At 62.8% G+C, this 24,159-nt stretch carries 24 protein-coding genes and 1 riboswitch; of the genes, 9 read left to right on the top strand and 15 right to left on the bottom strand.

Annotation, left to right across the window (positions count from 1 at the left end):
* Window positions 1–121: 121 nt before the first annotated feature.
* The 4 genes from SB756_RS09880 to SB756_RS09865 form a co-directional block, all read right to left on the bottom strand.
* On the bottom strand, window positions 122–2,839 hold the full coding sequence (locus SB756_RS09880; protein ID WP_341797575.1) for a LuxR C-terminal-related transcriptional regulator: 2,718 nt from the start codon (window positions 2,837–2,839) through the stop codon (window positions 122–124).
* Window positions 2,840–3,260: 421 nt separating this feature from the next.
* Window positions 3,261–4,625: a DUF1329 domain-containing protein gene (locus SB756_RS09875; protein WP_016501472.1), complete on the bottom strand. Its 1,365-nt coding sequence runs from the start codon at window positions 4,623–4,625 to the stop codon at window positions 3,261–3,263.
* Window positions 4,626–4,650: 25 nt separating this feature from the next.
* Window positions 4,651–6,537: a DUF1302 domain-containing protein gene (locus SB756_RS09870; RefSeq protein ID WP_341797573.1), complete on the bottom strand. Its 1,887-nt coding sequence runs from the start codon at window positions 6,535–6,537 to the stop codon at window positions 4,651–4,653.
* Between the two features lie 332 nt (window positions 6,538–6,869).
* A complete protein-coding gene (locus tag SB756_RS09865) occupies window positions 6,870–8,552 on the bottom strand; it encodes a fatty acid--CoA ligase (protein ID WP_197864923.1) in 1,683 nt (560 codons plus the stop codon).
* A 162-nt stretch (window positions 8,553–8,714) separates the two neighbouring features.
* Between SB756_RS09865 and SB756_RS09860 the strand changes: the two genes are divergently transcribed.
* From SB756_RS09860 to SB756_RS09850, 3 genes are all read left to right on the top strand, one after another.
* The gene (locus SB756_RS09860; protein WP_410910758.1) at window positions 8,715–9,680 is read left to right on the top strand and encodes a 2-hydroxyacid dehydrogenase; all 966 of its coding nucleotides are present in this window, start codon (window positions 8,715–8,717) and stop codon (window positions 9,678–9,680) included.
* 54 nt (window positions 9,681–9,734) lie between these two features.
* Complete coding sequence (locus tag SB756_RS09855; RefSeq protein ID WP_410910757.1) at window positions 9,735–10,733, top strand: methyltransferase; 999 nt, start codon at window positions 9,735–9,737, stop codon at window positions 10,731–10,733.
* 39 nt (window positions 10,734–10,772) lie between these two features.
* Window positions 10,773–10,912: riboswitch (yybP-ykoY riboswitch) on the top strand.
* Window positions 10,913–11,000: 88 nt separating this feature from the next.
* Window positions 11,001–11,585, top strand: a complete 585-nt coding sequence (locus SB756_RS09850) for a TMEM165/GDT1 family protein (RefSeq protein ID WP_063423738.1) — start codon at window positions 11,001–11,003, stop codon at window positions 11,583–11,585.
* Between the two features lie 150 nt (window positions 11,586–11,735).
* Here SB756_RS09850 and SB756_RS09845 read toward each other — a convergent pair whose 3' ends face one another.
* The 4 genes from SB756_RS09845 to SB756_RS09830 all read right to left on the bottom strand — a co-directional run bounded on the left by SB756_RS09845 (window position 11,736) and on the right by SB756_RS09830 (window position 13,760).
* A complete protein-coding gene (locus tag SB756_RS09845; RefSeq protein ID WP_410910756.1) occupies window positions 11,736–12,554 on the bottom strand; it encodes a M48 family metallopeptidase in 819 nt (272 codons plus the stop codon).
* Window positions 12,555–12,681: 127 nt separating this feature from the next.
* A complete protein-coding gene (locus SB756_RS09840; protein ID WP_341797569.1) occupies window positions 12,682–13,302 on the bottom strand; it encodes an SOS response-associated peptidase in 621 nt (206 codons plus the stop codon).
* A 15-nt stretch (window positions 13,303–13,317) separates the two neighbouring features.
* A complete protein-coding gene (locus SB756_RS09835; protein ID WP_341797568.1) occupies window positions 13,318–13,578 on the bottom strand; it encodes a putative signal transducing protein in 261 nt (86 codons plus the stop codon).
* Window positions 13,578–13,760, bottom strand: a complete 183-nt coding sequence (locus SB756_RS09830) for a CPXCG motif-containing cysteine-rich protein (RefSeq protein WP_341797567.1) — start codon at window positions 13,758–13,760, stop codon at window positions 13,578–13,580. Before SB756_RS09830 ends, SB756_RS09835 begins: the two co-directional genes overlap by 1 nt.
* Before the next feature lie 125 nt (window positions 13,761–13,885).
* On the opposite strand from SB756_RS09830, the gene SB756_RS09825 reads away from it, so the two are divergent.
* Window positions 13,886–15,052 carry a 1-acyl-sn-glycerol-3-phosphate acyltransferase gene (locus SB756_RS09825; RefSeq protein WP_410910755.1) on the top strand — a complete coding sequence of 389 codons (1,167 nt, stop codon included), beginning with the start codon at window positions 13,886–13,888 and terminating at the stop codon, window positions 15,050–15,052.
* 36 nt (window positions 15,053–15,088) lie between these two features.
* On the opposite strand, the gene SB756_RS09820 is transcribed toward SB756_RS09825, so the two are convergent.
* On the bottom strand, window positions 15,089–15,349 hold the full coding sequence (locus SB756_RS09820; protein WP_016484887.1) for a hypothetical protein: 261 nt from the start codon (window positions 15,347–15,349) through the stop codon (window positions 15,089–15,091).
* Window positions 15,350–15,508: 159 nt separating this feature from the next.
* Between SB756_RS09820 and SB756_RS09815 the strand changes: the two genes are divergently transcribed.
* The gene (locus SB756_RS09815) at window positions 15,509–15,715 is read left to right on the top strand and encodes a hypothetical protein (RefSeq protein ID WP_016501484.1); all 207 of its coding nucleotides are present in this window, start codon (window positions 15,509–15,511) and stop codon (window positions 15,713–15,715) included.
* A 106-nt stretch (window positions 15,716–15,821) separates the two neighbouring features.
* Here SB756_RS09815 and SB756_RS09810 read toward each other — a convergent pair whose 3' ends face one another.
* Window positions 15,822–16,406, bottom strand: coding sequence for a YajG family lipoprotein (locus SB756_RS09810; protein WP_016484885.1), 585 nt, complete (start codon window positions 16,404–16,406; stop codon window positions 15,822–15,824).
* 145 nt (window positions 16,407–16,551) lie between these two features.
* Between SB756_RS09810 and SB756_RS09805 the strand changes: the two genes are divergently transcribed.
* Both SB756_RS09805 and mqo read left to right on the top strand, forming a co-directional pair.
* Window positions 16,552–16,785 (top strand): hypothetical protein, encoded by a 234-nt coding sequence (locus SB756_RS09805; protein WP_410910754.1) that lies wholly within the window; start codon window positions 16,552–16,554, stop codon window positions 16,783–16,785.
* 600 nt (window positions 16,786–17,385) lie between these two features.
* Complete coding sequence (gene mqo, locus SB756_RS09800) at window positions 17,386–18,894, top strand: malate dehydrogenase (quinone) (RefSeq protein ID WP_410910753.1); 1,509 nt, start codon at window positions 17,386–17,388, stop codon at window positions 18,892–18,894.
* 116 nt (window positions 18,895–19,010) lie between these two features.
* Here mqo and SB756_RS09795 read toward each other — a convergent pair whose 3' ends face one another.
* From SB756_RS09795 to SB756_RS09780, 4 genes are all read right to left on the bottom strand, one after another.
* On the bottom strand, window positions 19,011–19,301 hold the full coding sequence (locus tag SB756_RS09795) for a PA4642 family protein (RefSeq protein WP_016501487.1): 291 nt from the start codon (window positions 19,299–19,301) through the stop codon (window positions 19,011–19,013).
* A gap of 68 nt (window positions 19,302–19,369) precedes the next feature.
* The gene (locus SB756_RS09790; protein ID WP_016501488.1) at window positions 19,370–19,840 is read right to left on the bottom strand and encodes a hypothetical protein; all 471 of its coding nucleotides are present in this window, start codon (window positions 19,838–19,840) and stop codon (window positions 19,370–19,372) included.
* A 51-nt stretch (window positions 19,841–19,891) separates the two neighbouring features.
* The gene (locus tag SB756_RS09785) at window positions 19,892–20,365 is read right to left on the bottom strand and encodes a WbuC family cupin fold metalloprotein (RefSeq protein WP_341797563.1); all 474 of its coding nucleotides are present in this window, start codon (window positions 20,363–20,365) and stop codon (window positions 19,892–19,894) included.
* A gap of 2 nt (window positions 20,366–20,367) precedes the next feature.
* Complete coding sequence (locus tag SB756_RS09780) at window positions 20,368–20,925, bottom strand: hypoxanthine-guanine phosphoribosyltransferase (protein ID WP_016501490.1); 558 nt, start codon at window positions 20,923–20,925, stop codon at window positions 20,368–20,370.
* A gap of 160 nt (window positions 20,926–21,085) precedes the next feature.
* Here SB756_RS09780 and upp point away from each other — a divergent pair, with 160 nt between their 5' ends.
* Together upp and SB756_RS09770 are read left to right on the top strand one after the other, a co-directional pair.
* Complete coding sequence (gene upp, locus SB756_RS09775; RefSeq protein ID WP_016501492.1) at window positions 21,086–21,724, top strand: uracil phosphoribosyltransferase; 639 nt, start codon at window positions 21,086–21,088, stop codon at window positions 21,722–21,724.
* A 2-nt stretch (window positions 21,725–21,726) separates the two neighbouring features.
* On the top strand, window positions 21,727–23,001 hold the full coding sequence (locus SB756_RS09770; protein ID WP_016501493.1) for a uracil-xanthine permease family protein: 1,275 nt from the start codon (window positions 21,727–21,729) through the stop codon (window positions 22,999–23,001).
* Between the two features lie 132 nt (window positions 23,002–23,133).
* On the opposite strand, the gene hemH is transcribed toward SB756_RS09770, so the two are convergent.
* Window positions 23,134–24,150, bottom strand: a complete 1,017-nt coding sequence (gene hemH / locus SB756_RS09765) for a ferrochelatase (RefSeq protein ID WP_341797562.1) — start codon at window positions 24,148–24,150, stop codon at window positions 23,134–23,136.
* Window positions 24,151–24,159: the final 9 nt, after the last annotated feature.

Below are 24,159 nucleotides of genomic sequence, written 5' to 3'. Positions count from 1 at the left end.
AGGCGATGCCACCGATCGCTGTATCGGCAGCTGGTCGGGAAAGATGAGGGTAGAGCATCACCGGCCACAATCCATGGCCTCAGGCCATCACTTTAGCGGGCAATGACCTGCAGGGCCAGTATCACGCCAGCACCCCCAGGGATTTGGCCTTGGCAACCGCCTGGGTACGCCGCTCAACGCCCAGCTTGCTGTTGATGTGGCTGGCGTGGGTCTTCACGGTGTGCAGGGAAATGAACAGCCGCTCGCTGATCTGCTGGTTGGAACAGCCCTGGGCAATCAGTTCGAGCACGGCCAGCTCGCGGCCGCTCAGGGCTTCGCCGGTGCCGGTGGTGGCGCTTCGCTGCTGCGGCAGGCGCTTGAGCAATTCCGCCTGAACCGGGCAGGACGAACCTGCCTGCAATTGCTCAGAAAGCCAGTGCGGGTGCTTTTCCAGCAGCGGCTGGAACGGTTGCAGCACGCCGCCATGAGCGGATGCCAGCAGGCTTGGCAGCAATTGCGCGGCCTGCCCCTCCCGGCCTTCGTCCAGCAGCAGGGAAAGCCATTGGCACAGGGCGCTGACGGTGAGCAGCATGCCGCCACTGGCCTGGCCACGCTCAACCAGACTTGCCAGGCGTTGTACGGCGTCGTCACCGCGTAACTGGATGCGCTCCAGCAGCGCCTGCTGCAACGCAATGTGCAACGGCAGCAGCGGGTGGAACTCCGGTGCGGCTGCCGGCTGCTCGCCGCCGTAGGTCTGGCCCAGGCGCAGCAGCCAGGACTCGGCCAGGTCGGTACGCCCCTGGGCCAGCCACAGTTCGCATTTGATCAGGGTAATCATGGCCAGGTAGTAGACCGGGGGCACGTCCCAGATATGCATCAGGCGCTCGGCCTCGGCCAATTCGGCAAAAGCCTCTGAAAAGTGCCCTTCCCGGCCATCGAGCGTAGCAATTACGCAATGGCCGATAAGCACACTGATATCCCGGCAGGCCCGCGCCTCGCCCAGCCCCGCGCGCAAACGCGCACGGCCCTGGGCCGGCTGCAGGCGCGAGACCAGCAGGTAACCTTCGTAAAGCGTCAGGCGCGCGCGCACCGCATACAGCCGCTGCGCCGAAAGCCCTTGCAGGCGCTGAAGCCCTTGGCGCACTTCGTCCAGTGCGCGCAACACCTCGCCACGGGCATGCAGCACCCGCGCACGGTCGTAATGGGCCAGCGCCTCGAACAACGGGTTGCCAACCCGCTGGGCCAGCTCCAGGGCTTCGCGGTTCCAGCCTCGGGCCCGCCAGAAGTCGCCGTCGGCAATGGCCAGGTTGGACAGCGTCGACAAACACACCAGGCGTTGACCATAACGCTTGCTCGGCAGGCTCTGCAGCGCTTCGCCGCAATAGGCCAAGGTGCGTTCGCGGTCGCCACGGCCGCGGGCAATGACCCCACTCAGCGCCAGCCACTGGGCCAGCATCGACTTTTGCGCGGTGGCCGAAGGCGCGGGCAGAAAGCGGCTGAGGTAGCCGGCCAGTTCCTCGGCGGCGTCCAGCTGGCACGCCAGCCCCAACGCCCAGCTGTACAGCACGATCAAGCGTGGCGTGCTGATCAGCAGGCTGTCGGGCAGGTCCATCTTCCAGCGCAGCAGCATGCCGACGTTCTGTTCAGCCAGCAGTTGCTCCTCGGACAGGCTCTGCACCAGGTCGGCAGCGACATCGAGGTGGCCGGCACGCAGCGCCTGCTCCACCGCCTCGTCCAGCAGGCCCTGCTTTTCAAACCAGCGACAGGCACGCAGTTGCAAACCGGCAAGTGGTTCGCTGGCCTGCCGGCTGCGCAGCAGGTCGGAGAACAGGTGGTGGTAGCGGAACCAGTGGCCATGCTCGTCCAGCGGCACCAAAAACACTTGGTGCGCCTGCAGGAAACGCAGCACAGCTGCGCTGTCCTGGCGGCCACGCAGGGCGTCGCACAACGGGGCGCAGAAGCGCTCCTGGCAGGCCGTGTCGTACAGGAACGCCTGTACGTCAGCGGGCAGCATGTCGATGACTTCTTCAAGCAGGTAGTCGCGGATCAGGCCTTCGCCGCCATGTAAGGCCTGGGGCAAGGCTTGCTCGTCCGCCGACTCGCTGGCTGCCAGTTGCCAGAAACGCAAACCGGCCACCCAACCGTCGCTGCGCTGGATCAGGTTATCCAGTGCCTGGCCGCGCAGGGCCGTTGGCTGCCGGCCGATCACCGCCAGCGACTCTTCGTCGGTGAGGCGCAAATCCTGTTCGTTCAGTTCGACAAGCTGGCGCGACAGCCGCAAGCGCGCCAGGTGCCAATCCGGGCGCTGGCGGCTGGTAACCAGCAACACCAGGCCGGCGGGCAGGTGGTTGAGGAAGAACTGCAGGCAGCGGTCGAGCACCGGCCCCTGGGCCAGGTGATAGTCGTCCAGTACCAGCAGCAAAGGGGTATCGGTTTGCAGGTACAGCGCCAGCTCGTCGAGCAGGCCGTCGATCCACTCCTCGAAGGCGAACGGCTGGTGGCGCTGGCGCATTTTCAGCAAGCCCATGGCCTGCCCGCCCAGTGCCGGGCAGTACTGCTGCAGGCCTTCGAGCAGGCGTTCAAGAAAGCGGCCTGGGTCGGCATCACGCTGGCTCAGGCCCAGCCACAGGCTACGCCAATGCTCGGGCAGCGCTTCGCAAAATTCGATGGCCAGGGAGCTTTTGCCGAAACCCGCCGGGGCATTGACCAGCAACAGCCGGCCACCCAACCCGGCTTGCAGACGCTGACACAGGCGCAAGCGCGGCACATGGCCGTCCGGCAGCGGCGGCCGGAAGAAACGCCCGTCCAGCAGGCCCAGGGCTTGGCTGGCAAATCCATGTGTACGGGACAAATCTGTCATGGCCGGCTCGTTCTGGGTGGAGGACTTCGGCGATATGGATGCTTGCGAGACTAGCCGGTAACGCAGCGCATTTGAAGATGATGGGCGCAATTGCCCCGGAAAAGACTGCGACAAAAAGCAACATGGCAGATGGACAGGGGGCTGGGGCGGGGGTTTGGGTGGGTATTCAGCAGATTTATCGCCCGCTCACACAGGGATTGCACAGCTTTCAAGGCCAGTGCAGTAGCGGTAGGAGCAGCCTTGTGCTGCGAAGAGGCCATTGCAGCCGAAGATAGTCTTTAGCCTTACCGGCCTCTTCGCAGCACAAGGCTGCTCCTACAGGGCCTGTGTTTGACTGGAAATTATCGCCGGAGCAGTAAACAGAAACGCCCCGGGCAGGCCGGGGCGTTCTGGGGATCACACGGAGCGAAGGGTTGTCAGATCAACGAATACCCGACTGGCGCAAAGCCGCAGGCTGGAAGTCGGCCTTGCTGGCACTGAAGCCGAAGTCGTAGGCACGCTTCTCTTCGTTTTTCATGCCCAGGGCCAGGTAACGACCCGACTGCAGGTCGTAGATGGTTTCCAGGGTGTACCAAGGCACCTCTTTGTTGTAATACGGCTGGGAATGGGCTTCGGACACGCGCCACAGCTGGCCACGGCCGTCGTACTGGTCGATCACTGCGGCCTGCCAGGTGTCCTCATCGATGTAGAAGTCCCGCTTGGCGTAGATGTGCCGCTGGCCCGGTTTCAGGGTTGCGACCACGTGCCAGACGCGGCGCAGTTCGTAACGGGACAGGTCCTGGTTGATGTGCCCGGCCTTGATGATGTCGGCGTACTTCAGCTTGGGGTCATCCAGCTTGAAGGCGTTGGAGGCGATGTACAGCTCCTTCTTGCCTTCCAGCTTCCAGTCGTAGCGGTCTGGCGCACCGTTGAACATGTCCAGGTTGTCCGAGGTACGCAGGCCGTCGGCGGCGGTACCCGGGCCGTCGTACGACACTTGCGGCGCCTGGCGTACGCGACGCTGGCCGGCGTTGTAGATCCACGCCTTGCGCGGCTCCTTCACCTGGTCGAGGGTTTCGTGCACCAGCAGCACGGTCCCGGCCAGGCGCGCTGGCGCGGTCACTTCCTGCTTGAAGTAGAACAGGATGTTGCCTGGGTTGTTCGGGTCGTAATCCTTCATCCTGTCGCGGAAGACGAACTGGTCGGAGAAGTAAACCGGGCTGAAAGAGCCGTTCTGCTGTGGCGTGGCCTGGATCACCAGGCGGCTGACACTGCCCCCCCGGTAACGGGTGATGTGGTTCCAGATCACTTCCAGGCCGGTTTTCGGGATGGGGAACGGCACTGCCGTGTTGAAGTTGTTCAAACCGTTGCCGCCTTCCGTCAGCGTGGTCTGGGTGGCGTTTTTCTTGATGGCGGCGAACACGTCCGCAGGTACCGTGGAGCCGCGATGGGTTTTGAATACAGGGATCTTGAAGGTGTCCGGGTAGCGCTTGAGCATGGCCATCTGGCCCGGCGAAAGCTTGTCCTTGTACTGCTCGGCGTTTTGCGCAGTGATGGTGAACAGCGGCTTTTCACTACCATACGGGTCGGCCAGGAAACCCTTGCCGTCGACGCTGCCCGCACTCTTCGACAGCGGCTCCCAAGGGCCGATCGAGCCATCGGCGTTGCCGGCCTTTTCAGCCCCCATCGGGGTCAGGGTACTGCCCAACTTGGCCGCCTCGTCAGCGGATACCGCAGCCATGACGCTGGTCGCCAGCAGGGACAGGCCCAGTACACCGGCTTGCAGCAGACTTCTGGTCTTGTTCATGTCGTGTCGTCCTGGATCTGTATGCTTAGAAGTTCACGCCGAAGCTGAGCGCGACGAAGTCACGGTCATCCACGGTGCTGTACTTGCCATCGAAGAAGTTGGTGTACGACAGGCTCGCCGTGTAGGTGTTCTGGTACTCGGCGTCCAGGCCCAGGCTGACTGCCTTGCGGCCTTCCTCGAAGTTGGCACCAGGGCCGGGCGAGTAGCCGGAAACGTCATGCGACCAGGCCACACTGGGCTTGAGGTTGACCCCGGCGAAGACGTCGTTGTAGTCCCAGATGACCCGTGCGCGGTAACCCCAGGAGGTACTGGTGGTGTAGCCGTCGTTTTCGCATTTACGATTCAAGTTGGTGGTGGATGCCCCAGCACCTGCGCCGGCGATGGTGCTGGCATTGAGTGCCTGGCAGGTGTCCGCACCGCCAGTGGCAGGCAGCGGGCCTGGCCCGAAGACCGGGTCACGGCCATAGCGGGTCTCGCGGGCGTTTTCCAGGCCGCCAACGTGGGTTACCCCAACTTCGCCCACCACAGTCATGCGGCTGGCACCCATTACCTGGTCGAAGAAGTGCGTCAGCGTGGTCTGGAACTGGGTGATTTCCTTGCGACGGTAGCCGTGCAGGTCTTGGCCGGGGGTACCGGAGAGCAGCGAAGCGTTGGTCAGTGCGCCACCAATCGGACGCACGCCCGAGAACAGGATGTCGGTGGTATTCAGTTGCACGGGGGCATTGGGGCGATAGCTGACTTCACCACTCCAGGCCGTACCTGTAGGCAGCGTAGTGGAGAAGCTCAGGCCGTACAGGCGGATGTCTTCGGGGTACTCGACGAAGTACTCGGAGTTGCCGGCCACAATCAGCGGTGCCAGCGCCCGCAACTGGGCAGGCAGCGCGCTCAGGCCGGCGAACACCGATGGTGGGGCGCCGGTGGCACTGAAGATCGGTGCGCGGCTGTGGTAGTTCATGAAGTAGGCGCCGAACTCGGTGTCCAGCGGGTCGAACATATAGCGCAGTGCCACGCCGAACTGGCCGCTGTCGCGGGCATCACGGTCGGCGCCGCGGCGCACCATCACCCCTTCCTCGTTGATGTCCACGCCCCGGGAGGCGAGAAACTGCTGGGCCGCGCCGGGCACCGTGCGGCTGCTGTTGAGCACACGCAGGTTGTCGGTACAGCCGTCGGCGATGATGTCCGGCTGGGAGAAGAACGTACCGCAGTTATCAACTACCGTCTGGTCCCACTCGATCTGGTAGAAGGCCTCGGCCGACAGGTTGTCGGTCAGGCTTTGCGAGATATAGAACATGTTGACCGGGATCAGGCCTTCCTTGATCTCGGCCCCTGGGCGGCGGAACGCCGACACGTCGATGGGGTTGATCGAGTTGATGCCGCCGCCGATGAAGGTACTCTCACCCCAGCTCACCACCTGCTTGCCCAGGCGCACCGAGCCCGGCTGATCGCCGATGGAATAGTTGTGATAGACAAAGGCGTCGAGCAACTGGGCGCCGGACGACTTGGCGCCCTCCTTGCGGCCGGAGTCGCTGATGTCCTTGAACTCGCGGCCTTCGTCCTTCAGCTCGAAGTCGTACCAGTACTTGCCGCGCACGAACACGCCGGTATCGCCGTACTTGAGCTCCAGGTCGTGAATGCCCTTGAAGATCTTGGAGAAGGTTTCGCCCTTCTTGAAGTTCAGGTGGCCGTCGTCGGATGTCTGCGACAGGCCCTTGCCGCCGTTGTTCACCCCGATCAGGTTCTTGTTGGGGTTGGCCGTCGACCAGCTGGCGCCGATGGAGAGCGACGAGTCGAACTGCCCTTCGATTTCACCAATGTTGAAACTGACAGCGAAAGCAGGACTTGCGAGCGTGGAAGCAAGGCTGACGGCCAGGGGCAACTTGGCCCGGCGCCAGAACAGGTTTGCAGATTTCATCGACGCTACTCCATGTACTTTATTGTTATGGCAGTGAGTCCTTTCAAGAACGGCCCGAGCGACCGGTTTGCAGGTTTTCACCTGCGGCGACACGGCTTGCGCGTGTCGCCCTCCCCCATTCCTGAAAATCCCCTGGCCCCGACTATAGCCAGCAAGGCACAGGCGCTTGATCCCTCTAAAGTGTGATTTGCGCTCCATGCCGCCAACTCGCTGCAGTATTGTCCCGATTGCGGGCTGGCAGAGCTCAAGGATGGCGCATTTTTGCCATTTGGCAAGGCGCCGGGGCCTCTAGCGTGCGGGTCGCGTTCTGACGTTAGCGACCCGCACGGCGGTCACAGCGTGGAAAGGAACGCGCTGTTGCTGGCCTGCCACTGGACGATGTCCTGGCGGATGCGTTTCTTGTCGAGCTTGCCGACACTGGTCTTGGGAATTTCAGTAACAACGGCGATCTGGCTAGGAATCGCCCACTTGTTGATGTGCCCTTGCTCGACAAATGGCTTGAGATGGTCCTTGAGCGCCTTGGCATCGATGGCCTGGCTTTCGCGCACCACCAGCAGGGCAAACGGGCGCTCGCCCCATTGCGGGTCGGCTACCCCCACCACCGCCACTTCGCGCACGGCCGGGTGACGGCTGATCAGGTCTTCGAGGTCGAGCGAAGAAACCCACTCGCCACCGGTCTTGATCACATCCTTGATGCGGTCACGAATGTCGATGTAGCCCATGCCGTCGAGGGTAGCGACATCGCCGGTGTGCAGCCAGCCCCCCTGCCACAGCTCCTCGCTCTTTTCCGGTTCCTTGAAATAACCCATGGTCAGCCACGGTGCACGCAGCACCAACTCGCCCTGGGTCTCGCCGTCTGCCGGCAGGAAGTTGCCGTCGCCATCGACAATGGCTGCCTCGACCAGCGGCACCGGCACGCCGGCCTTGATGCGGTAGGTGACGCGCTCATCCTCGCTGCCGGCCTGCAGCTCGTCGTTCAGGTGCGCGGCGGAGATCAGCGGGCAGGTTTCGGACATGCCATACGCGGCGGTCAGCTGGATGCCACGCGCCAGGGCAGCCTGGTACAGCGAACGGTTGAGCGAGCTGCCGCCGATGATGATCTTCCAGCCGCCGAAGTCCTGCCCTTGCGCGTTCGGGCAGTTGAGCAGCATCTGCAGGATGGTCGGCACGCAATGGGAGAACGTGACCTTTTCTTCGCGCCACAGCTTGACCAGCATGTCCGGCTCGTAGCGCCCCGGGTATACCTGTTTCATGCCAAGCATGGTGGCGGCGTAGGGAATGCCCCAGGCATGCACATGGAACATCGGCGTGATGGGCATGTACACGTCGTTGCTGCCCAGCAGGCGCACGCTGTCGATGCTGCCGGTGACCGAAGCCTCGGCCAGGGTGTGCAGTACCAGTTGCCGGTGGGTGAAGTACACACCTTTGGGGTTACCGGTGGTGCCGGTGGTGTAGAAGGTAGTGGCCACCGAGTTTTCGTCGAAGTCCGGGAAGTCATAGCGTGGGCTGGCGGCTGCCAGCAGCTGCTCGTACTCGCCCACCAGCCCAGGCAGCTCGGCGGTCTTGTCCGGGCCATCGGTCAGCAGCAGGGTCTTGTCAACGGTGGTCAGCTGCCCGGCAATGGCCTGGTAGAGGCCGACGAAATCGCTGTTGACCAGCACCACGCGGTCTTCGGCGTGGTTCATGGTGTAGAGGATCTGCTCGGGCGACAGGCGCACGTTGATGGTGTGCACAACAGCGCCGATCATCGGGATGGCGAACATGCACTCCAGGTAGCGGTGGCTGTCCCAGTCCATTACCGCCACCGTGTCACCCGCTTTTACCCCGGCCTCGGTCAGCACATTGGCCAGACGCGCAATACGCTCGTTGAGCTGTGGGTACGTCAGCCGCAACTGGTCGCGGTAGACGATTTCGCGGGTCTTTTCATAGCGGCTGCCGGACATCAAAAGGCGTTTGATCAGCAGCGGGTAGTCGTAGGCGCCCTCGGCGGGCTTGATGATGCGGGTCTGCAGCATGGGTATCCCTTTTCTGAAAAAGCGGGCCGGAGAAGTCTGGGAACAACTGTAGTTCGCGAATGTGACGGCTAAATCAGCCGAAGGAATGATTTGGCTGCGCGGGGTATGAGTGGCATTGTCCGGGTGATGGATCATCCCTGCCCTGCCAACGGAGCCTTACTGATGCCAAGCCCGCGTCGCGCCGTGTTTCTCGATCACCAATCCCTGGACCTTGGTGACCTCGACCTTTCCCCGCTACGAAGCCAGTTCGATGAGTTGGAGCTGTTCGATGCAACCCGCCCTGACCAGGTAAGCCAGCGCCTGCAGGGCGCCGTGGCGGTGGTCAGCAACAAGGTCATGCTCGACGCCGCGACCCTGGCTGCCAACCCACAGCTCAAGCTGATCCTGGTGGCCGCCACCGGCACCAACAATGTCGACCTGGCAGCAGCGCGCGCACAGGGCATCACGGTATGCAACTGCCAGGGCTACGGCACGCCGTCCGTCGCGCAGCACACCCTCGCCCTGCTGCTGGCCATGGCCACCCGCCTGTGCGACTACAACCAGGCGGTGGCGGACGGCCAGTGGGCCAAGGCCAGCCAGTTCTGCCTGCTGGACTTTCCCATCGTCGAGCTCGAAGGCAAAACCCTCGGCCTGCTCGGCCACGGCGAACTGGGCGGCGCGGTGGCGCGGCTGGCCGAAGCCTTCGGCATGAGCGTACTGAGCGGGCAGATTCCCGGCCGCCCGGAACGCGCCGACCGCCTGCCGCTGGACGAGCTGCTGCCACAAGTCGACGCCCTGACCTTGCACTGCCCGCTGAACGAGCACACCCGGCATATGCTCGGTGCCCGCGAACTGGCCCTGCTCAAACCCGGTGCGCTGGTGGTGAACACCGCCCGTGGCGGCCTGATCGACGAGCAGGCGCTGGCCGATGCCCTGCGCAATGGTCACCTGGGCGGCGCGGCCACCGACGTGCTCAGCGTGGAGCCGCCGGTCAACGGCAACCCGTTGCTCGCACCCGGCATCCCACGCCTGATCATCACCCCGCACAGCGCCTGGGGGGCAGTGGAATCGCGCCAACGCATCGTCGGCCAGCTCAGCGAGAACGCCCAGGCCTTCTTCGCCGGCCAGCCACGCCGCGTGGTCAGCTGAGCGGGGCGCCCGCCTCTGCTACACTGCGCCACTTTTTTCCAGGAGGCGTCGTCCATGGACCCGCGCAGTGAAGTATTGCTCCGCCAGGCAGAGCTGTTCCAGGGGCCGCTGCTGATTGCCGGCGCCCCCGCCGATGGCCTGCTCGGCCAATTGCCACAGGCCCAGGCCTGGACATGGCACGCAGGCGATCAGGCCCTGCTCGACAGCCGCTTTGCCGGCCGCAGCCACCATGGTGTCGAACCACCTGAAGTGCCCTTCGACAGCGCCGTGCTGTTCCTGCCCAAGTCCCGCGAACTGGCCGCCTACCTGCTCAATGCCCTGGCGTCGCGCCTGGCCGGCCGTGAGCTGTACCTGGTCGGCGAAAAGCGCGGCGGCATCGAAGGCGCGGCCAAACAGCTGCAGGCCTTTGGCAAACCGCGCAAGCTGGACAGCGCCCGGCACTGCCAGCTGTGGCAAGTGACCATCGAGCAGACGCCTGAGGCCACGCCGCTGGAAAGCCTGGCCGAACGCTTCGAACTGGCCCTTGACGACGGCCCGTTGCAAGTGGTCAGCCTGCCTGGCGTGTTCAGCCACGGGCGCCTCGACCGCGGCACCGCCCTGCTGCTCAAGCACCTCGACAGCCTGCCGAGCGGGCATGTGCTGGACTTCGGCTGCGGCGCCGGGGTATTGGGCGCAACGGTCAAGCGCCGCTATCCGCAAAGCCGGGTAACCCTGCTGGATGTGGACGCCTTCGCCGTGGCGGCCAGCCGCCTGACGCTGGCGGCCAACGGCCTGGAAGGCGAGGTGATCAGCGGGGATGGTATCGACGCGGCCCCGACCGATCTCAGCCTGATCCTGAGTAACCCTCCGTTCCACACCGGGGTACACACCAACTACCACGCTTCGGAAAACTTGCTGAAAAAATCGGCCGTTCATCTGCGAAAAGGCGGCGAAATGCGCCTGGTTGCCAACAGCTTCCTGCGTTACCAGCCGCTGATCGAAGGGGCGCTGGGCAACTGCCAGGTGCGCGCCGACGCTGACGGTTTCCGTATCTATCAGGCAACACGCGGATAAAAACAGCGCTTGCCGAAAGCGTTTTGCCTAGGCAGAATCCGCACCGTCCTAGGGGAGTAGTCTCCCGCGAGCACCCTGCTCGCCCGGTACGCGTCAACATACTTGGTCAACAGACCATGGCGCGTGCGACCCACCATGCCAGCCTGCATGGAGAGATCCGCAGAGACGGATCCAGGGTTTGACAAGACCTATGACACGCACACCTTACCCGGGGCGGGGAGGATGTACGTGTCATAGCCGTGTCGACCCGCCCCCGTAGGAAACCTGATGCTGGAATCTCTGTTGGTCCCCACCGCCATCGTTGCCCTCGCAGAAATCGGCGACAAGACGCAACTGCTCGCGCTCATTCTCGCTGCCCGCTTCCGCAAGCCCTGGCCGATCATTGCCGGCATCGTCGCCGCCACCTTGGCCAACCATGCCGCCGCTGGCGCCGTGGGTGCCTGGTTCGGCAGCTTCTTCAGCGACTCGGCATTGCACTGGATCCTGGCCGCGAGCTTCACCGCCACTGCGCTGTGGACCCTGGTGCCCGACAAGATGGATGACGACGAGAACCCGGCGCGCCGCTTCGGGCCGTTCCTGACTACGCTGATCGCGTTCTTCCTGGCAGAAATCGGTGACAAGACCCAAGTCGCCACCGTGATGCTGGCGGCGCAGTATCCGCACCTGATCATGGTGATCATCGGTACCACCCTGGGCATGCTGATCGCCAACGTGCCGGTGGTTCTGGCGGGTAACTTCGCGGCAGACAAGCTGCCATTGACCCTGATCCGTCGCCTGGCGGCAACGGCGTTCTTCGTGCTGGCCATCGTGGCGGTCTATACGGCGATGAAAGCCAGTGGTTGGGTGGGTTGACCAAAAGTTGCAGCCTGACGCAAAGCCTGTAGGAGCAGCCTTGCGCTGCGAAGAGGCCGGTACAGGCACCCCAAGTGGACTGCCCTTACCGGCCCTTTCGCAGCACAAGGCTGCTCCTACAATGGGACCGCGTAAACCGAAAACAAAGTCTTACGGCTTGGCCGCAGCCTGATACAGCGGCATCACCTTCGGAATCGCCGCCTGCAGTGAAGCGATGCGGCTTTCGGACGCCGGGTGAGTGCTCATGAACTCAGGCGGTGCACCTTCGGAAGCCTTGCTCATCTTGTTCCACAAGGTAATCGCGGCATTCGGGTCGTAGCCGGCACGCGCCGAAAGCTCCAGGCCAATCAGGTCGGCCTCGTTCTCGTTGGCCCGGCTGTTGGGCAGGGTCATGGCGTAGTTCACCACGGTGTCGGCCATGGCCATGCTGCCTTGGCCGAGGCCGAAGATGGCACCGGCACCCTGACGGGCCATTTCCACGCCGTACGCCTTGGACATGGCCTCGCGGCTGTGCTCACGCAGGGCGTGGGCAATCTCGTGCCCCACCACCGCGGCGATTTCCGCATCGGTGAGCTTGAGCTGATCGATCAGCCCGGTGTAGACAATGATCTTGCCGCCCGGGCCGCAGTTGGCGTTCAGTTCGTCGCTCTTGATCACGTTGACTTCCCAGTTCCATTGCGCGGCATCCGGGCGGAACTTGGGCGCCTGGGCGATCAGGCGGTTGGCGATGGCCTGTACGCGCTTGGCATCGGCACTGGATTTGTCGAGTACACCTTTGCTCGATGCCTCACCCAGGGTCTGCTGGTACGACTGGGCGTACATCTGGTTGACCTCATCGGTCGAGAGCATGCTGAACATGTACTGCTGGCGCTGCACGCCGACAGCGCCGCCGCTGGTGGTGTTCACCGCCTGGCAACCGGCCAGCAGGATGCCAGCACTCAACAGGCTGACGACAAAAGACTTACGCATGAAAACACTCCCTTTTTACATGCGCCGTATCCTAGGCCGAGTCGCCAGTGCCCGCTATAGCCGTAGGGAAGATTTTCTTCGCCTGTACCGGCCCTTTCGCGGGCATGCCCGCGAAAGGGCCAGAGCATCAGGCCGGCGTGAGGCACTCCGGCGCATCCAGCTTCGGGTCATTGACGAAATTGGCCAAGGCCCGCTCTCGCAATGTTACCGACGGGCTGGCCAGCAACTCATGCAGGCGGGTAATCGGCGTATCCGGATCAAGCCATGCTGCCTGCCCCGCCTCGTCCAGTATCAGCGGCCGACGCTGGCTCATGGCCGCCTGGGTCACCACCGCGCAGCTCAGCCACACCTGGTCCTGCACCGGGTAGGCCTCCCACACTGCTGCAAAATACAGCGACGAGCCCTCCCCCGGGGTTAACCAGTACGGGCGTTTACGCACGTTGCCACGCCACTCGTAAAAGCCATTGGCCGGCATCAGGCAGCGACGCTGGCGAAATGCGTCGCGAAACATTGGCTGCTCGACCAGGGTTTCGGCGCGGGCATGCGCGGGGGTGCGGGACAGGTCTGTGAGCCAGGCCGGGGTAAGCCCCCAGCGCGCCTTGGCCAGTTGCTGCTGGCCGTCGAGCTGGCGCTGGATCAACACCGAAGCCCCGGGCGAAATGTTCCATTGGGCCGGCTGGCCTTCGGGGAAGCCAGGCAGGCTGGCAAGCGCCTGGGGCCAGCGAAACAGGGCATAACGTCCACACATGGGCGAATTCAGAACCTAGCAGATCAAGGTACCGGGGAAGCTCTCCGGTTCGTCGCCAACCAGTGGCTGGGCAGCATTGTACGCATCGATCAGCTGCCGTGCGTACTCGGCCTGCTCATCAGCTACCGCAAGCCCGAGCAGGCCTTGCAGGGGCAGTTCGCCTACGCCCCCCATCAAGTCACGGCCCACCAGCTGCACGTTGATGCCTTCACTGGCCAGCATGCCGACCAGCATTTCGGCTTCCAGCAGGTTTTCAGGTTCGTAGATACGCCGCATCAGTCGTTCTCACCGAAGACGTCCAGCATCCACTCCTCGCCATGCACCTGCAGCACGAAGCGGATAGGCTTGCAGCACACCTGGCAGTCCTCGATGTACTCCTGATCGCCACCGGACAGGTCGACCGTGGTTTCGACTTCTTCGCCACAATAAGGGCATTCGTAGTTCGCAGTTTCCAGCATCGCGGCCTCCGGGGTGACTTATGCGTATAATTGCCGGTCTGTTTACAGGGCCTGTGTGTGTCCGAGCCGTTTTTCGGAGCCCGCCCCTACCTTATTACCCTAGCCGTTTCCAACAAGAGAGCATGATGGGCGAATTCGATGCCATCCGACCGTACGACGACGCTGAGGTCCCTGCCGTTCTGGCACGCCTGCTCAGCGACCCGGCATTCCTCGATATCCTCACCCACTTCCGCTTCCCGCGTGCGGCCGGTGCTCTCGGCTGGTTGCTCAAGCCACTGATTGCACGCCGCCTGCGCAAGGAATTCGCCGGCGTCACCTGCGTTTCGACCTTGCAGGACAAAGTCGAGTATTACGTCGACCAGACCATCGACCGCGCCACAGACGGCGTTACCTATTCGGGCGTGGAACAACTCAAGGCCGGCACCGCCTACCTGTTCCTGGCCAACCACCGTGACATCGTCATGGACCCGGCGTTTGTCAACTACGCGGTGTACCACGCAGGCTTGCCCACCCCTCGCATTGCCATTGGTGACAACCTGCTGCAAAGGCCGTTTGTCAGCGACATGATGCGTCTGAACAAGAGCTTCATCGTGCACCGTTCGATCAGCGGGCGCCGCGAGAAGCTGGCAGCCTATCAGTTGCTCTCGGCCTACATCAGCCACTCGATCCGCAACGACGCCACGTCGATCTGGATCGCCCAGGCCGAAGGCCGCGCCAAGGACGGTGACGACCGCACCGATTCGGCGATCCTCAAGATGTTCCACATGAGCCGCAAGGACGAACCATTCGGTGCGGTGATCCAGAGCCTGAACCTGACGCCGGTGTCGATCAGCTACGAATACGACCCGTGCGACCAGGCCAAGGCCCGCGAGCTGTACATCCGCGCCACCACCGGTACCTACAAGAAGGCACCCGGCGAGGATGACAACAGCATCGCCAAGGGCATTACTGGCTACAAGGGCCGGGTGCACATCACGTTCACCCCGCCGGTGACCGCGTACTACGAGGACACCAAGCAGCTGGCAGCCGAAATCGACCGGCAGATCCTTGGCAGCTACCGCCTGTTCCCGGTGCATTACCTGGCGTATGCGATGTGGGACAGCAAGGATGAGGCGCTGCAGGTGCCGAGTGCCGAAAAGGTGTTCCCGGCGGACGAGCTGGCCAAGGCCAAGGAAGAATGGCAGCGCCGGCTAGATGCCTGCCCTGAAGAGCAGCGGCCTTACCTTGTGTTGCAGTATGCGACGCCGGTGCGTAACCAGTATCAGGTCAGGCAGCAGACGCCGGTCGCCTGATCGATCCCGGGGGCTGCGTTGCAGCCCCAATGGTTCTCAGACCCAGGTACTGAACCAGGACAACAGCAACGCCATCGCCAGGCACGAAAAACCGAGAATGTAGAAGTAGCGTGGCACCCGCAGGTCGAACGCGTCCACCACCCCCTCCTCCACCGCCATGTATTCGCGGGTCTCGGCCTCGCGCCGCCGTGCGCTGTGCAGCAGCAACCCGCCCGGGCAGGTCAGCAGCAGCGCCAGCAGGTTGATCAACTTGGTGGGATGGGCGGCCAGGAACCCCCAGAGCACTTGCAAGGACATCACGCAACCTCGGTGTGAGCAGCGGCAAAGGCACGCATTCTACCCAAGTCGCTGTTCGGCGCCCGGCATGGGCGACAAAGTGTCATTAAATTTCATCTGTCATTTGCTCGTCATCTGAACAGGCCACCCTGTCGGCCTCTCATGATCCGGAGCTTGTTCATGTTGCACGCCGAAAACCAGGACCGCCTCTACCTCGTTGCCCAGAGCGATGAACAACAGGCGTTGATCGATGGTTTTGCCATCAATGTGCAGGACCGCCAGTGGCTGGTCTACTGTGCGCTGGGCGGGCATGTACATGAAGATTTGCCAGAGGTCGATGCCGGGACGGGCTTCAGCTTGCTGGATTTCTACGTAGAAGCAGCGTAAGCCTGAACCGGCCTCTTCGCGGGTTTACCCGCGAAGAGGCCAGCACAGGCAACAAAAAACCCGCTACCTGGCACAGGGAGCGGGTTTTTTTCATCCAGCCAAACGCTTACTGGCCCAGCACCTGCCCGATGGTCGGGTCTTTGAACAGGCGGGTCAGGGCATCGCTCAGCACATCACCCACCAGCTGGGTATTGGTGTCCTGGTTCGGCGCCATGCCGAAACGCTGGTCCAGCGAAGCGCCGTAGCGACCGCTGTAGCTGCGCCCGCCATTGCGCACGTCGGCGCGGAAGGTGGCGCCGATAGTAGCCTCGGTCACGTACAGGTTGTCTTTAGGCGACTGATATTTCAGCTCGGCCAGGGTCACGGTCAGCTGGGGTGCACCAGAGGCGTTCGGCGTCGGGGTGAAGCCGAGCAGGCGCACGGCAGCTTCGGCCTGGGCCTGCAGCTTGGGTACCACGTCGTTACCGCTGACGCTGATGGTGCTGGTCTCAGGGTACATGCCACCACGGGTGCCCAAGGATTGCGAAGGCCGGCCGTCAACCACCCGCACCACGACCGGCTGGCCGTGACCCACAGGGGCGAGCTGGGCCTTGAGCGTGGGTTGCGGGTTGAGTTGTTGCGGGCTGTGGGCACAACCGACCAGGCTGAGGCTGGCCACGGCAATCAAACCGAACAACAGACGTTGCAACATGCGCGTTTCTCCAGAAAATGCGGCAAAGGCCCACAGTATACCTAGCCAGGCACAGACCAGTCATCGGCCCGACCCGCTTGTCACAATCGTTTCATGGCCCCACCCTTATCCTTGCGCCAAGCCCTCATGCAAAGGACTCGCCGCCATGGCCTCGCTCTGGACTCTGCTTTTCCAACGCCCGCGCCACAACACCTACGCCTGCCTCGATGGCCAAGGCAAATGCTTGGCTTTCAAGCAATGCAGCCAGGTGCCAAGCGGCAGCGGCTGGGTCCAGGTTGGTGACATCCAGCTGGCCTGGCTGGGCCGCGAGCTGCCCGCCGACGCCCGGGTTTGCGCTCGCGCAAGCCGCCGCTGGCACCAGCGCATCCTCGCGGCCTGACAAACGCTGCAATAAAAACCACGAATGGCGACATTTCTGCCCGCGACATCGCTATAATCTCCCCCCGATTATAAGGACGTCTCCTGATCGGGCCCCGCACTCGCCGATTGACCCCGGCAACTTCACCGCTTCGCCCACAGAGAGCCTTCCACTCAGGTCTTGCATCGGCTGTCGTGCCTGCTTTTCCGGCCCTTCACACTGCATGAACCTGCGGGTTGCCATCGCGCAGTCCCCTTTTGAGGTTCACGTCTCCAAAAGAGCGTGAAAAAACGGTTTTCACAACTTCACAAGAGTGTGGCGAGCAAATGAACAGTCTGGCATGTGCAAAAGCGGCAGATGTGTCCCGAACAGCCCTGAACAGGCGGCAAATGCGCTCATCCCGTATGAGTGTCTGAACCGTTCCATAACGCACGCACGACACCTTGACCATAAGTCGAATTGCCGCACCCGTGGCAAACGGCGTTCAATAGCTGAACCCGAAGACTGATTGGCGGTGTCCGCGGAAGTTGCAAGAACTGCGAAAAGTCGGACATGGCGACCCTGGCTACCCCAGGTCCTATGCTGTCAATTAGGTAGCTGTAGATTGTGGAGACGCGTTAAATGGCGCAGAACGAATCGGTTGATGTAGTACTGGTAGGCGCGGGCATCATGAGTGCCACCCTGGCCGTACTGCTGAAGGAGCTTGACCCGACCCTGAAGCTTGAGGTCGTCGAGGCGATGGACTCCGGAGCCGCGGAAAGCTCCAACCCCTGGAACAACGCAGGTACCGGCCACGCTGGTCTGTGCGAGCTTAACTACACGCCCCAGGCCGCCGATGGCAGCATCGACATCAAGAAGGCCGTGCACATCAACGCCCAGTTCGAGGTGTCGCGCCAGTTCTGGGCCTACCTGAGCAAGAAGGGCAACTTCGGCTCGGCGCGTGCGTTCATCAACCCTGTCCCGCACCTGAGCTACGTCGAGGGTGACAAGGGTGTTTCCTTCCTCAAGAAGCGCTTCGAGCTGCTCAAGCAGCACCATGCCTTCGCTGACATGGAATACACCGAAGACAAGGCGGTGATGAGCGACTGGATGCCGTTGATGATGCCAGGCCGTCCGGCCGACCAGCACATTGCAGCTACTCGTGTAGCCAAAGGCACCGACGTCAACTTCGGCGCCCTGACCAACAAGCTGCTCAAGCTGCTGGGCGACTCGCCGGACGCGCAGGTGAAATACAGCAAGAAGGTCGTCGGCCTGCGCCGTAACGGCAAAGGCTGGACCGTGAGCATCAAGGACGTCAACAGCGGCGGCAGCCGCGAAGTCGACGCCCGCTTTGTCTTCCTCGGCGCCGGCGGCGCGGCCCTGCCGCTGCTGCAGGTCTCGGGCATCCCGGAAAGCAAAGGCTTTGGCGGCTTCCCGGTCAGCGGCCAGTGGCTGCGTTGCGACAATCCGGAAATCGTCAAGCAGCACCAGGCCAAGGTCTACAGCCAGGCCGCCGTGGGCGCCCCGCCGATGTCGGTACCGCACCTGGATACCCGCGTTGTGGACGGCAAGACTTCGCTGCTGTTCGGCCCGTACGCCGGCTTCACCACCAAGTTCCTCAAGCACGGTTCGCTGATGGACCTGCCGCTGTCGGTGCGCATGGGCAACATCGGCCCGATGCTGGCCGTGGCCCGTGACAACATGGACCTGACCAAGTACCTGGTCAGCGAAGTGATGCAGTCTATGGAGCAGCGTCTGGAAGCCCTGCGTCGCTTCTATCCGCAGGCCAAGGCCGAAGACTGGCGCCTGGAAGTGGCTGGTCAGCGCGTGCAGATCATCAAGAAAGACCCGAAAAAAGGTGGTGTGCTGCAGTTTGGTACCGAGCTGGTCTCGGCCCAGGACGGCAGCCTCGCCGCACTGCTCGGCGCTTCGCCAGGCGCTTCGGTGACCGTGTCGATCATGCTGGAACTGATCGAACGCTGCTTCCCCGAGCAGGCCAAAGGTGCCTGGGCTGCCAAGCTCAAGGAAATCTTCCCGGCGCGCGAGAAGACACTGGCAACCGATGCTGCCCTGTACCGAAAGATCAGTGCCGACAACGATGTGGCGCTGGACCTGGTGGAAAGCAGCCCGGCGGCCAAGCACTACGCCTGAACCGCCCGGTAACGAAAAAACGCCCCTCGGGGCGTTTTTTTGTGCCTGAGGCGTTATCTGCCTGTACCGGCCTCTTCGCGGCTGAAGCCGCGAAGAGGCCGGTACAGGCTTACAAATCAACCGCGGGCGTTGTCGATGATCTCGATGTACTCAGGCGCATTGCGCTGGTCGGCAATTTGCTCGACGAAGGTCTTGCCGTGCTCGTCCTTGCCATCCAGGTCCAGGCCAGCTTCGACAAAGAAGCCGACAAAGCGCTCGAAATCGTCGACACGCAGCCCGCGGTACGCCTTGACCAGCTTGTGGTGCGAAGGAGAGGTCACGCCATCGGCCGGTTCGAACTGAAGGAACGACTTGATGTAGTCGTCGCTGATTTCGTCGCCGATTACCTGTTTCTTGTCTTTACGCATTGCCGACTCCAACTGGACCATCACGGGATTTCGAAGGCCGGCAGTTTACCCCTCGCAGGCCGCGTGGCTCAACGCGTACGTACGGTACCGGTGTGCAGGTCGGCCCAGATGTGGCCGTTACCATAGGTGAGAAACTGCACGTACAGGGTCTCGTTACGCAGCAGGTCCATGATTACCCGGTAGTCACTGACCGGGTAATTAAGGCTCAAGGTGCGGCTTTTTTCGTCATACACGGGCTTCTTCAAGCTCTTGGCCGCTTCGCCGTCGAAGGTCAGCAGCACTTGGGCGATGGTCGCGCCCTTGCTCAACGGCTTGCCCTTCAGGCGCACCTGCAACGACGAGGTGATCGGGATCGGCTGCTGGTCGGACTGGCGCTGGGCCCCCACCACCACCGAGTAGTCGGTCACTTGCAGCAGTTGCTGACCGGTCGGCGCTTCCTGGCGCAAGGACTGATCATCGGGCGGCAGGAACTGGCTGTGCAGGGGGGCGGCGGCGAGTGGCATGCTGACGGCCAGCAGGAGGGGAAGAATCGCACGCATGTGAGGCTCCTTGTATGAAGGAGCACTCTAGCATGCCGGGTGCAGGCAACCTCAATCGAACTGCGCGAGCATCCAGGCCTGGTACTCGGCCACGCCGGCTTCCCCCTCGCGCGGCGCCCAGTGTGCATGTTCGCCCTCGCCCACCGGCCGGTAAGGCCCGGCCTTGCATTCGAACAAGATGCTGTCCGGCTCCAGCACCACCAGCCCATGGTAGGTATCGGGTGCCAAGTCCACACCCAGGCAATCACCGCCTGCCTGCAGCTCCCGCTTGTCAGTCACCCTTCCCTGATCATCGAATATCAGCAGGCCGAAGCGCCCCTTCAGCGCTAACAAGGTCTCGGCCTTGTCGGCGCTCAGGTGGCGGTGCGGCGGAATGTAGGTACTCGGCTGCAGCCCGACCGCCATGCGGTGGCAGGGCTCTTCCATTTCATGGAAGGTATGGTGCTGCCGCCCACGCGGGTTGGCGGCAGCCTTTTCGGCCAGCCCGGCGAACAGCGATTGGTCGATGAACGCAGGCTGGCGCATGGTCACAGCCCCTTGACGGCGAAAATGCCGTTGGCATTGCGCCAGTAGCCTTTGTAGTCCATGCCGTAACCGAAGATGTAGCGGTCGACACACGGCAGGCCCACATAGTTGGCCTTGAGGTCCGGGCTGGCCTTGCGGTCGTGGTCCTTGTCGATCAGGACAGCGGTGTGCACCGAGCGCGCGCCGGCATGCTTGCAGAACTCGATGATGGCGCTGAGGGTGTGGCCTTCGTCAAGGATGTCGTCGACGATCAGCACGTCACGGTCGATGAACGACACTTCAGGCTTGGCCTTCCAGAACAGCTCGCCGCCGCTGGTCTGGTTGCGGTAGCGGGTGGCGTGCAGGTACGAAGCTTCCAGCGGGAACTGCAGGTGGGTCAGCAGTTTGCCGGAGAAGATAAGGCCACCGTTCATCACGCAGAACACCACCGGGTTCTTGTCGTGCAGGTCCTTGCAGATCTGCTCGCCGACTTTGGCGATGGCCGCTTCGACTTCGGCTTCGGTGTACAGGCAGTCAGCTTCACGCATGACTTGACGGATGTGCTCGAGATCGGCGGACATGGCGCTCTCCGGGGGTGCATTTTGGAAAAGCGGGCAAAGGTACGCATCCGCTCGTCCCAGATCAAGCATTTATGGACTAACGTCCAGAATGACCAGACGACAGCACAGGCTGAATAGATTAATCTAGCGCGGTTTTTTTGCCCGCCTTTCGGAGCCCCCTATGCCCACTCGTGAGATCCGCCACCCGCTGATCCGCCACAAGCTCGGCCTGATGCGCCGTGCCGATATCAGCACCAAGAATTTTCGCGAACTCGCCCAGGAAGTCGGCGCGCTACTGACCTACGAAGCCACCCAGGACCTGCCACTCGAAACCTACGAGATCGATGGCTGGTGTGGCAAGGTGCAAGTTGAAAAAATTGCCGGCAAGAAGATCACCGTGGTACCGATCCTGCGCGCGGGTATCGGCATGCTTGACGGCGTGCTCAGCCTGATCCCGGGTGCCAAGGTCAGTGCCGTTGGCGTTGCCCGCAACGAAGAAACCCTCGAAGCCCATACCTACCTGGAAAAGCTCGCGCCGGACATCAACCAGCGTCTGGCCCTGATCATCGACCCGATGCTGGCTACCGGCGCTTCGATGGTCGCCACCATCGACCTGCTGAAAAAGGCCGGCTGCAAAGAGATCCGCGCCATGGTGCTGGTCGCCGCGCCAGAAGGCATCGAAGTGGTGGAAAAAGCCCACCCGGACGTGAAGATCTACACCGCTTCGATCGACCAGCGCCTGAACGAGCACGGCTACATCGTGCCGGGCCTGGGCGATGCCGGTGACAAGATCTTCGGCACCAAGCAAAAGGACGCCTGACCATGCAGGACGGCTTCAACGACCCGCTCTGGCGCCAGGTCGTTTCGGGCGCGCAGATGCTCTTCGTGGCATTTGGCGCGTTGGTGCTGATGCCACTGATCACCGGCCTCGACCCGAACGTCGCGTTGTTCACTGCCGGCATCGGCACGCTGCTGTTCCAGCTGGTAACCGGCCGCCAGGTACCGGTGTTCCTGGCCTCCAGCTTTGCCTTCATCACCCCGATCATCCTCGCCAAGGGCCAGTTCGGCCTGGCCGAGACCATGGGCGGCGTGATGGCTGCAGGTTTCGTGTACACCTTCATGGGCCTGATGGTAAAAATCAAAGGCACCGGTTTCATCGACCGCATGCTGCCGCCTGTGGTGATTGGCCCGGTGATCATCTCCATCGGCCTGGCCATGGCACCGATCGCTGCCAACATGGCGATGGGCAAAGGTGGGGACGGCGCAGCACTGATGCCGTACAAGACCGCCATGCTGATCTCCATGCCAGCCCTGCTGACCACCTTGATCGTCGCCGTGTTCGGCAAGGGCATTTTCCGCCTGGTACCGATCATCTCCGGCGTGCTGGTGGGCTTTGCCCTGGCCTTCGCCTTTGGCGTGGTCGACACGGCGAAGATCGCCGCTGCACCGTGGCTGGAAATCCCTAACTTCACTGCACCAGCATTCAACTGGCAGGCCATCCTGTTTATCGTCCCGGTTGCCCTGGCACCGGCGATCGAGCACATTGGCGGGGTGATTGCGGTCGGTAGCGTGACCGGCCGTGACTACCTGAAAAAGCCTGGCCTGCACCGCACCTTGCTGGGTGACGGCCTGGCCACCACGGCAGCCGGCCTGTTCGGCGGACCGCCCAACACCACCTACGCCGAAGTGACTGGCGCGGTGATGCTGACCAAGAACTACAACCCGAAAATCATGACCTGGGCGGCGGTCTTCGCCATTACCCTGGCGTTCATCGGCAAGTTCGGCGCACTGCTGCAAAGCATCCCGGTACCCGTGATGGGCGGCATTCTGTGCCTGCTGTTCGGTTCGATCGCGGCGGTGGGCATGAACACCATGATCCGCCACAAGATCGACCTGGCCGAAGCGCGCAACCTGGTGATCGTGTCGGTAACCCTGGTGTTTGGTATCGGCGGCGTGCTGATCGGCAGCGGTGACGGCCCGGATGACTGGGGCCTGAAGGGCATCGCCCTGTGCGCCATCGTGGCAATTGCCCTGAACCTCATCCTGCCGGGCAATGATGGCTGGAAGCACAAGAAGCTGGATGATCAGTTGCCTTGATCCGGCTTTAACCTGAGCCGGCCCTATCGCCGGCAAGCCAGCTCCCACAGGTACACCACAGGTTTCAGAGACTGTGATGCCCTTGTGGGAGCTGGCTTGCCGGCGATAGGGCCGGTACAGGCAGCCGCAGTGTCAGGCCTTTTCGCACATATCCGCCAGCACCCTCACCCACTCGGGGTGATCATTCAGGCACGGCACCAGCACCAGCTCCCGCCCGCCGGCCTCGACAAACTGTTCGCTGCCCCGCATGCCGATCTCTTCCAGCGTCTCGATGCAATCGGCCACAAATGCCGGGCACATCACCAGCAGCCTCTTCACACCAGCCTTGGCCAGCTCATCCAGCCGCGTCTCGGTGTAGGGCTCGATCCACTTGTCCCGCCCCAGCCGAGACTGGAACGATACCGACCATTTGCCATCCGGTATGGCCATTCTCTGCGCAAAGGCTTTGGCCGTAGCCAGGCATTGCCCGCGGTAACACACCGCACGTACCTCGGCGGATGCACCGTGGCAGCAATCGGCGGTACGCAGGTCGTGCTTGCTGCCCTTCGGAAACAGCTTTTTCAAGTGCCGCTCCGGCAAGCCATGGAAACTCAGCAGCAGGTGGTCGTAATCCTGCTCCAGGTAAGGCCGGGCGCTGGCCGCCAGCGCCTCGATGTATTCAGGGTGCTCGTAGAACGGCTGCAGCACGCGCATCTGCAACGGCAACTGGCGCTCGTTGATCACCTGTTTAGCCAGCTCGACCACAGTGGTCACGGTACTGTCGGCGAACTGTGGATAAAGCGGCGCCAAGGTCACCTTGCGCACGCCTTGGGCTGCCAGGCGTTCCAGCACTTGGGGCAAGGCTGGCTGGCCATAGCGCATGGCGATTTCCACCGGCCCATGGGGCCAGTGCTCCACCATTGCTGACTGCAGACGACGGGTCAGCACCACCAGCGGCGATCCCTCCTCCCACCAGATCGAGCCATAGGCATGCGCCGACTGCTCCGGGCGCTTGACCAGGATCAGCGACACCAACAGGCGCCGCACCGGCCAAGGCAAGTCGACCACGTACGGGTCCATGAGGAACTGGTTGAGGTAGCGGCGCACATCGGCCACCGAGGTGGAAGCCGGGGAACCCAGGTTGACCAGCAGCAGGGCGTGATCGGTCATGCAGCGTCC

Source organism: Pseudomonas sp. SIMBA_068 (assembly GCF_046534705.1).
Lineage (GTDB): Bacteria > Pseudomonadota > Gammaproteobacteria > Pseudomonadales > Pseudomonadaceae > Aquipseudomonas > Aquipseudomonas putida.
Note: the sequence above shows the minus strand (reverse complement) of the source record. Positions and strands in the feature narration are given on the sequence as shown.

Bases quoted from the DNA above. Each gene is read 5' to 3' on its own strand.
- SB756_RS09880 (WP_341797575.1), bottom strand. From the start codon at position 2,839: ATGACAGATTTGTCCCGTACACATGGATTTGCCAGCCAAGCCCTGGGC.
- SB756_RS09875 (WP_016501472.1), bottom strand. From the start codon at position 4,625: ATGAACAAGACCAGAAGTCTGCTGCAAGCCGGTGTACTGGGCCTGTCC.
- SB756_RS09870 (WP_341797573.1), bottom strand. From the start codon at position 6,537: ATGAAATCTGCAAACCTGTTCTGGCGCCGGGCCAAGTTGCCCCTGGCC.
- SB756_RS09865 (WP_197864923.1), bottom strand. From the start codon at position 8,552: ATGCTGCAGACCCGCATCATCAAGCCCGCCGAGGGCGCCTACGACTAC.
- SB756_RS09860 (WP_410910758.1), top strand. From the start codon at position 8,715: ATGCCAAGCCCGCGTCGCGCCGTGTTTCTCGATCACCAATCCCTGGAC.
- SB756_RS09855 (WP_410910757.1), top strand. From the start codon at position 9,735: ATGGACCCGCGCAGTGAAGTATTGCTCCGCCAGGCAGAGCTGTTCCAG.
- SB756_RS09850 (WP_063423738.1), top strand. From the start codon at position 11,001: ATGCTGGAATCTCTGTTGGTCCCCACCGCCATCGTTGCCCTCGCAGAA.
- SB756_RS09845 (WP_410910756.1), bottom strand. From the start codon at position 12,554: ATGCGTAAGTCTTTTGTCGTCAGCCTGTTGAGTGCTGGCATCCTGCTG.
- SB756_RS09840 (WP_341797569.1), bottom strand. From the start codon at position 13,302: ATGTGTGGACGTTATGCCCTGTTTCGCTGGCCCCAGGCGCTTGCCAGC.
- SB756_RS09835 (WP_341797568.1), bottom strand. From the start codon at position 13,578: ATGCGGCGTATCTACGAACCTGAAAACCTGCTGGAAGCCGAAATGCTG.
- SB756_RS09830 (WP_341797567.1), bottom strand. From the start codon at position 13,760: ATGCTGGAAACTGCGAACTACGAATGCCCTTATTGTGGCGAAGAAGTC.
- SB756_RS09825 (WP_410910755.1), top strand. From the start codon at position 13,886: ATGGGCGAATTCGATGCCATCCGACCGTACGACGACGCTGAGGTCCCT.
- SB756_RS09820 (WP_016484887.1), bottom strand. From the start codon at position 15,349: ATGTCCTTGCAAGTGCTCTGGGGGTTCCTGGCCGCCCATCCCACCAAG.
- SB756_RS09815 (WP_016501484.1), top strand. From the start codon at position 15,509: ATGTTGCACGCCGAAAACCAGGACCGCCTCTACCTCGTTGCCCAGAGC.
- SB756_RS09810 (WP_016484885.1), bottom strand. From the start codon at position 16,406: ATGTTGCAACGTCTGTTGTTCGGTTTGATTGCCGTGGCCAGCCTCAGC.
- SB756_RS09805 (WP_410910754.1), top strand. From the start codon at position 16,552: ATGGCCTCGCTCTGGACTCTGCTTTTCCAACGCCCGCGCCACAACACC.
- mqo (WP_410910753.1), top strand. From the start codon at position 17,386: ATGGCGCAGAACGAATCGGTTGATGTAGTACTGGTAGGCGCGGGCATC.
- SB756_RS09795 (WP_016501487.1), bottom strand. From the start codon at position 19,301: ATGCGTAAAGACAAGAAACAGGTAATCGGCGACGAAATCAGCGACGAC.
- SB756_RS09790 (WP_016501488.1), bottom strand. From the start codon at position 19,840: ATGCGTGCGATTCTTCCCCTCCTGCTGGCCGTCAGCATGCCACTCGCC.
- SB756_RS09785 (WP_341797563.1), bottom strand. From the start codon at position 20,365: ATGCGCCAGCCTGCGTTCATCGACCAATCGCTGTTCGCCGGGCTGGCC.
- SB756_RS09780 (WP_016501490.1), bottom strand. From the start codon at position 20,925: ATGTCCGCCGATCTCGAGCACATCCGTCAAGTCATGCGTGAAGCTGAC.
- upp (WP_016501492.1), top strand. From the start codon at position 21,086: ATGCCCACTCGTGAGATCCGCCACCCGCTGATCCGCCACAAGCTCGGC.
- SB756_RS09770 (WP_016501493.1), top strand. From the start codon at position 21,727: ATGCAGGACGGCTTCAACGACCCGCTCTGGCGCCAGGTCGTTTCGGGC.
- hemH (WP_341797562.1), bottom strand. From the start codon at position 24,150: ATGACCGATCACGCCCTGCTGCTGGTCAACCTGGGTTCCCCGGCTTCC.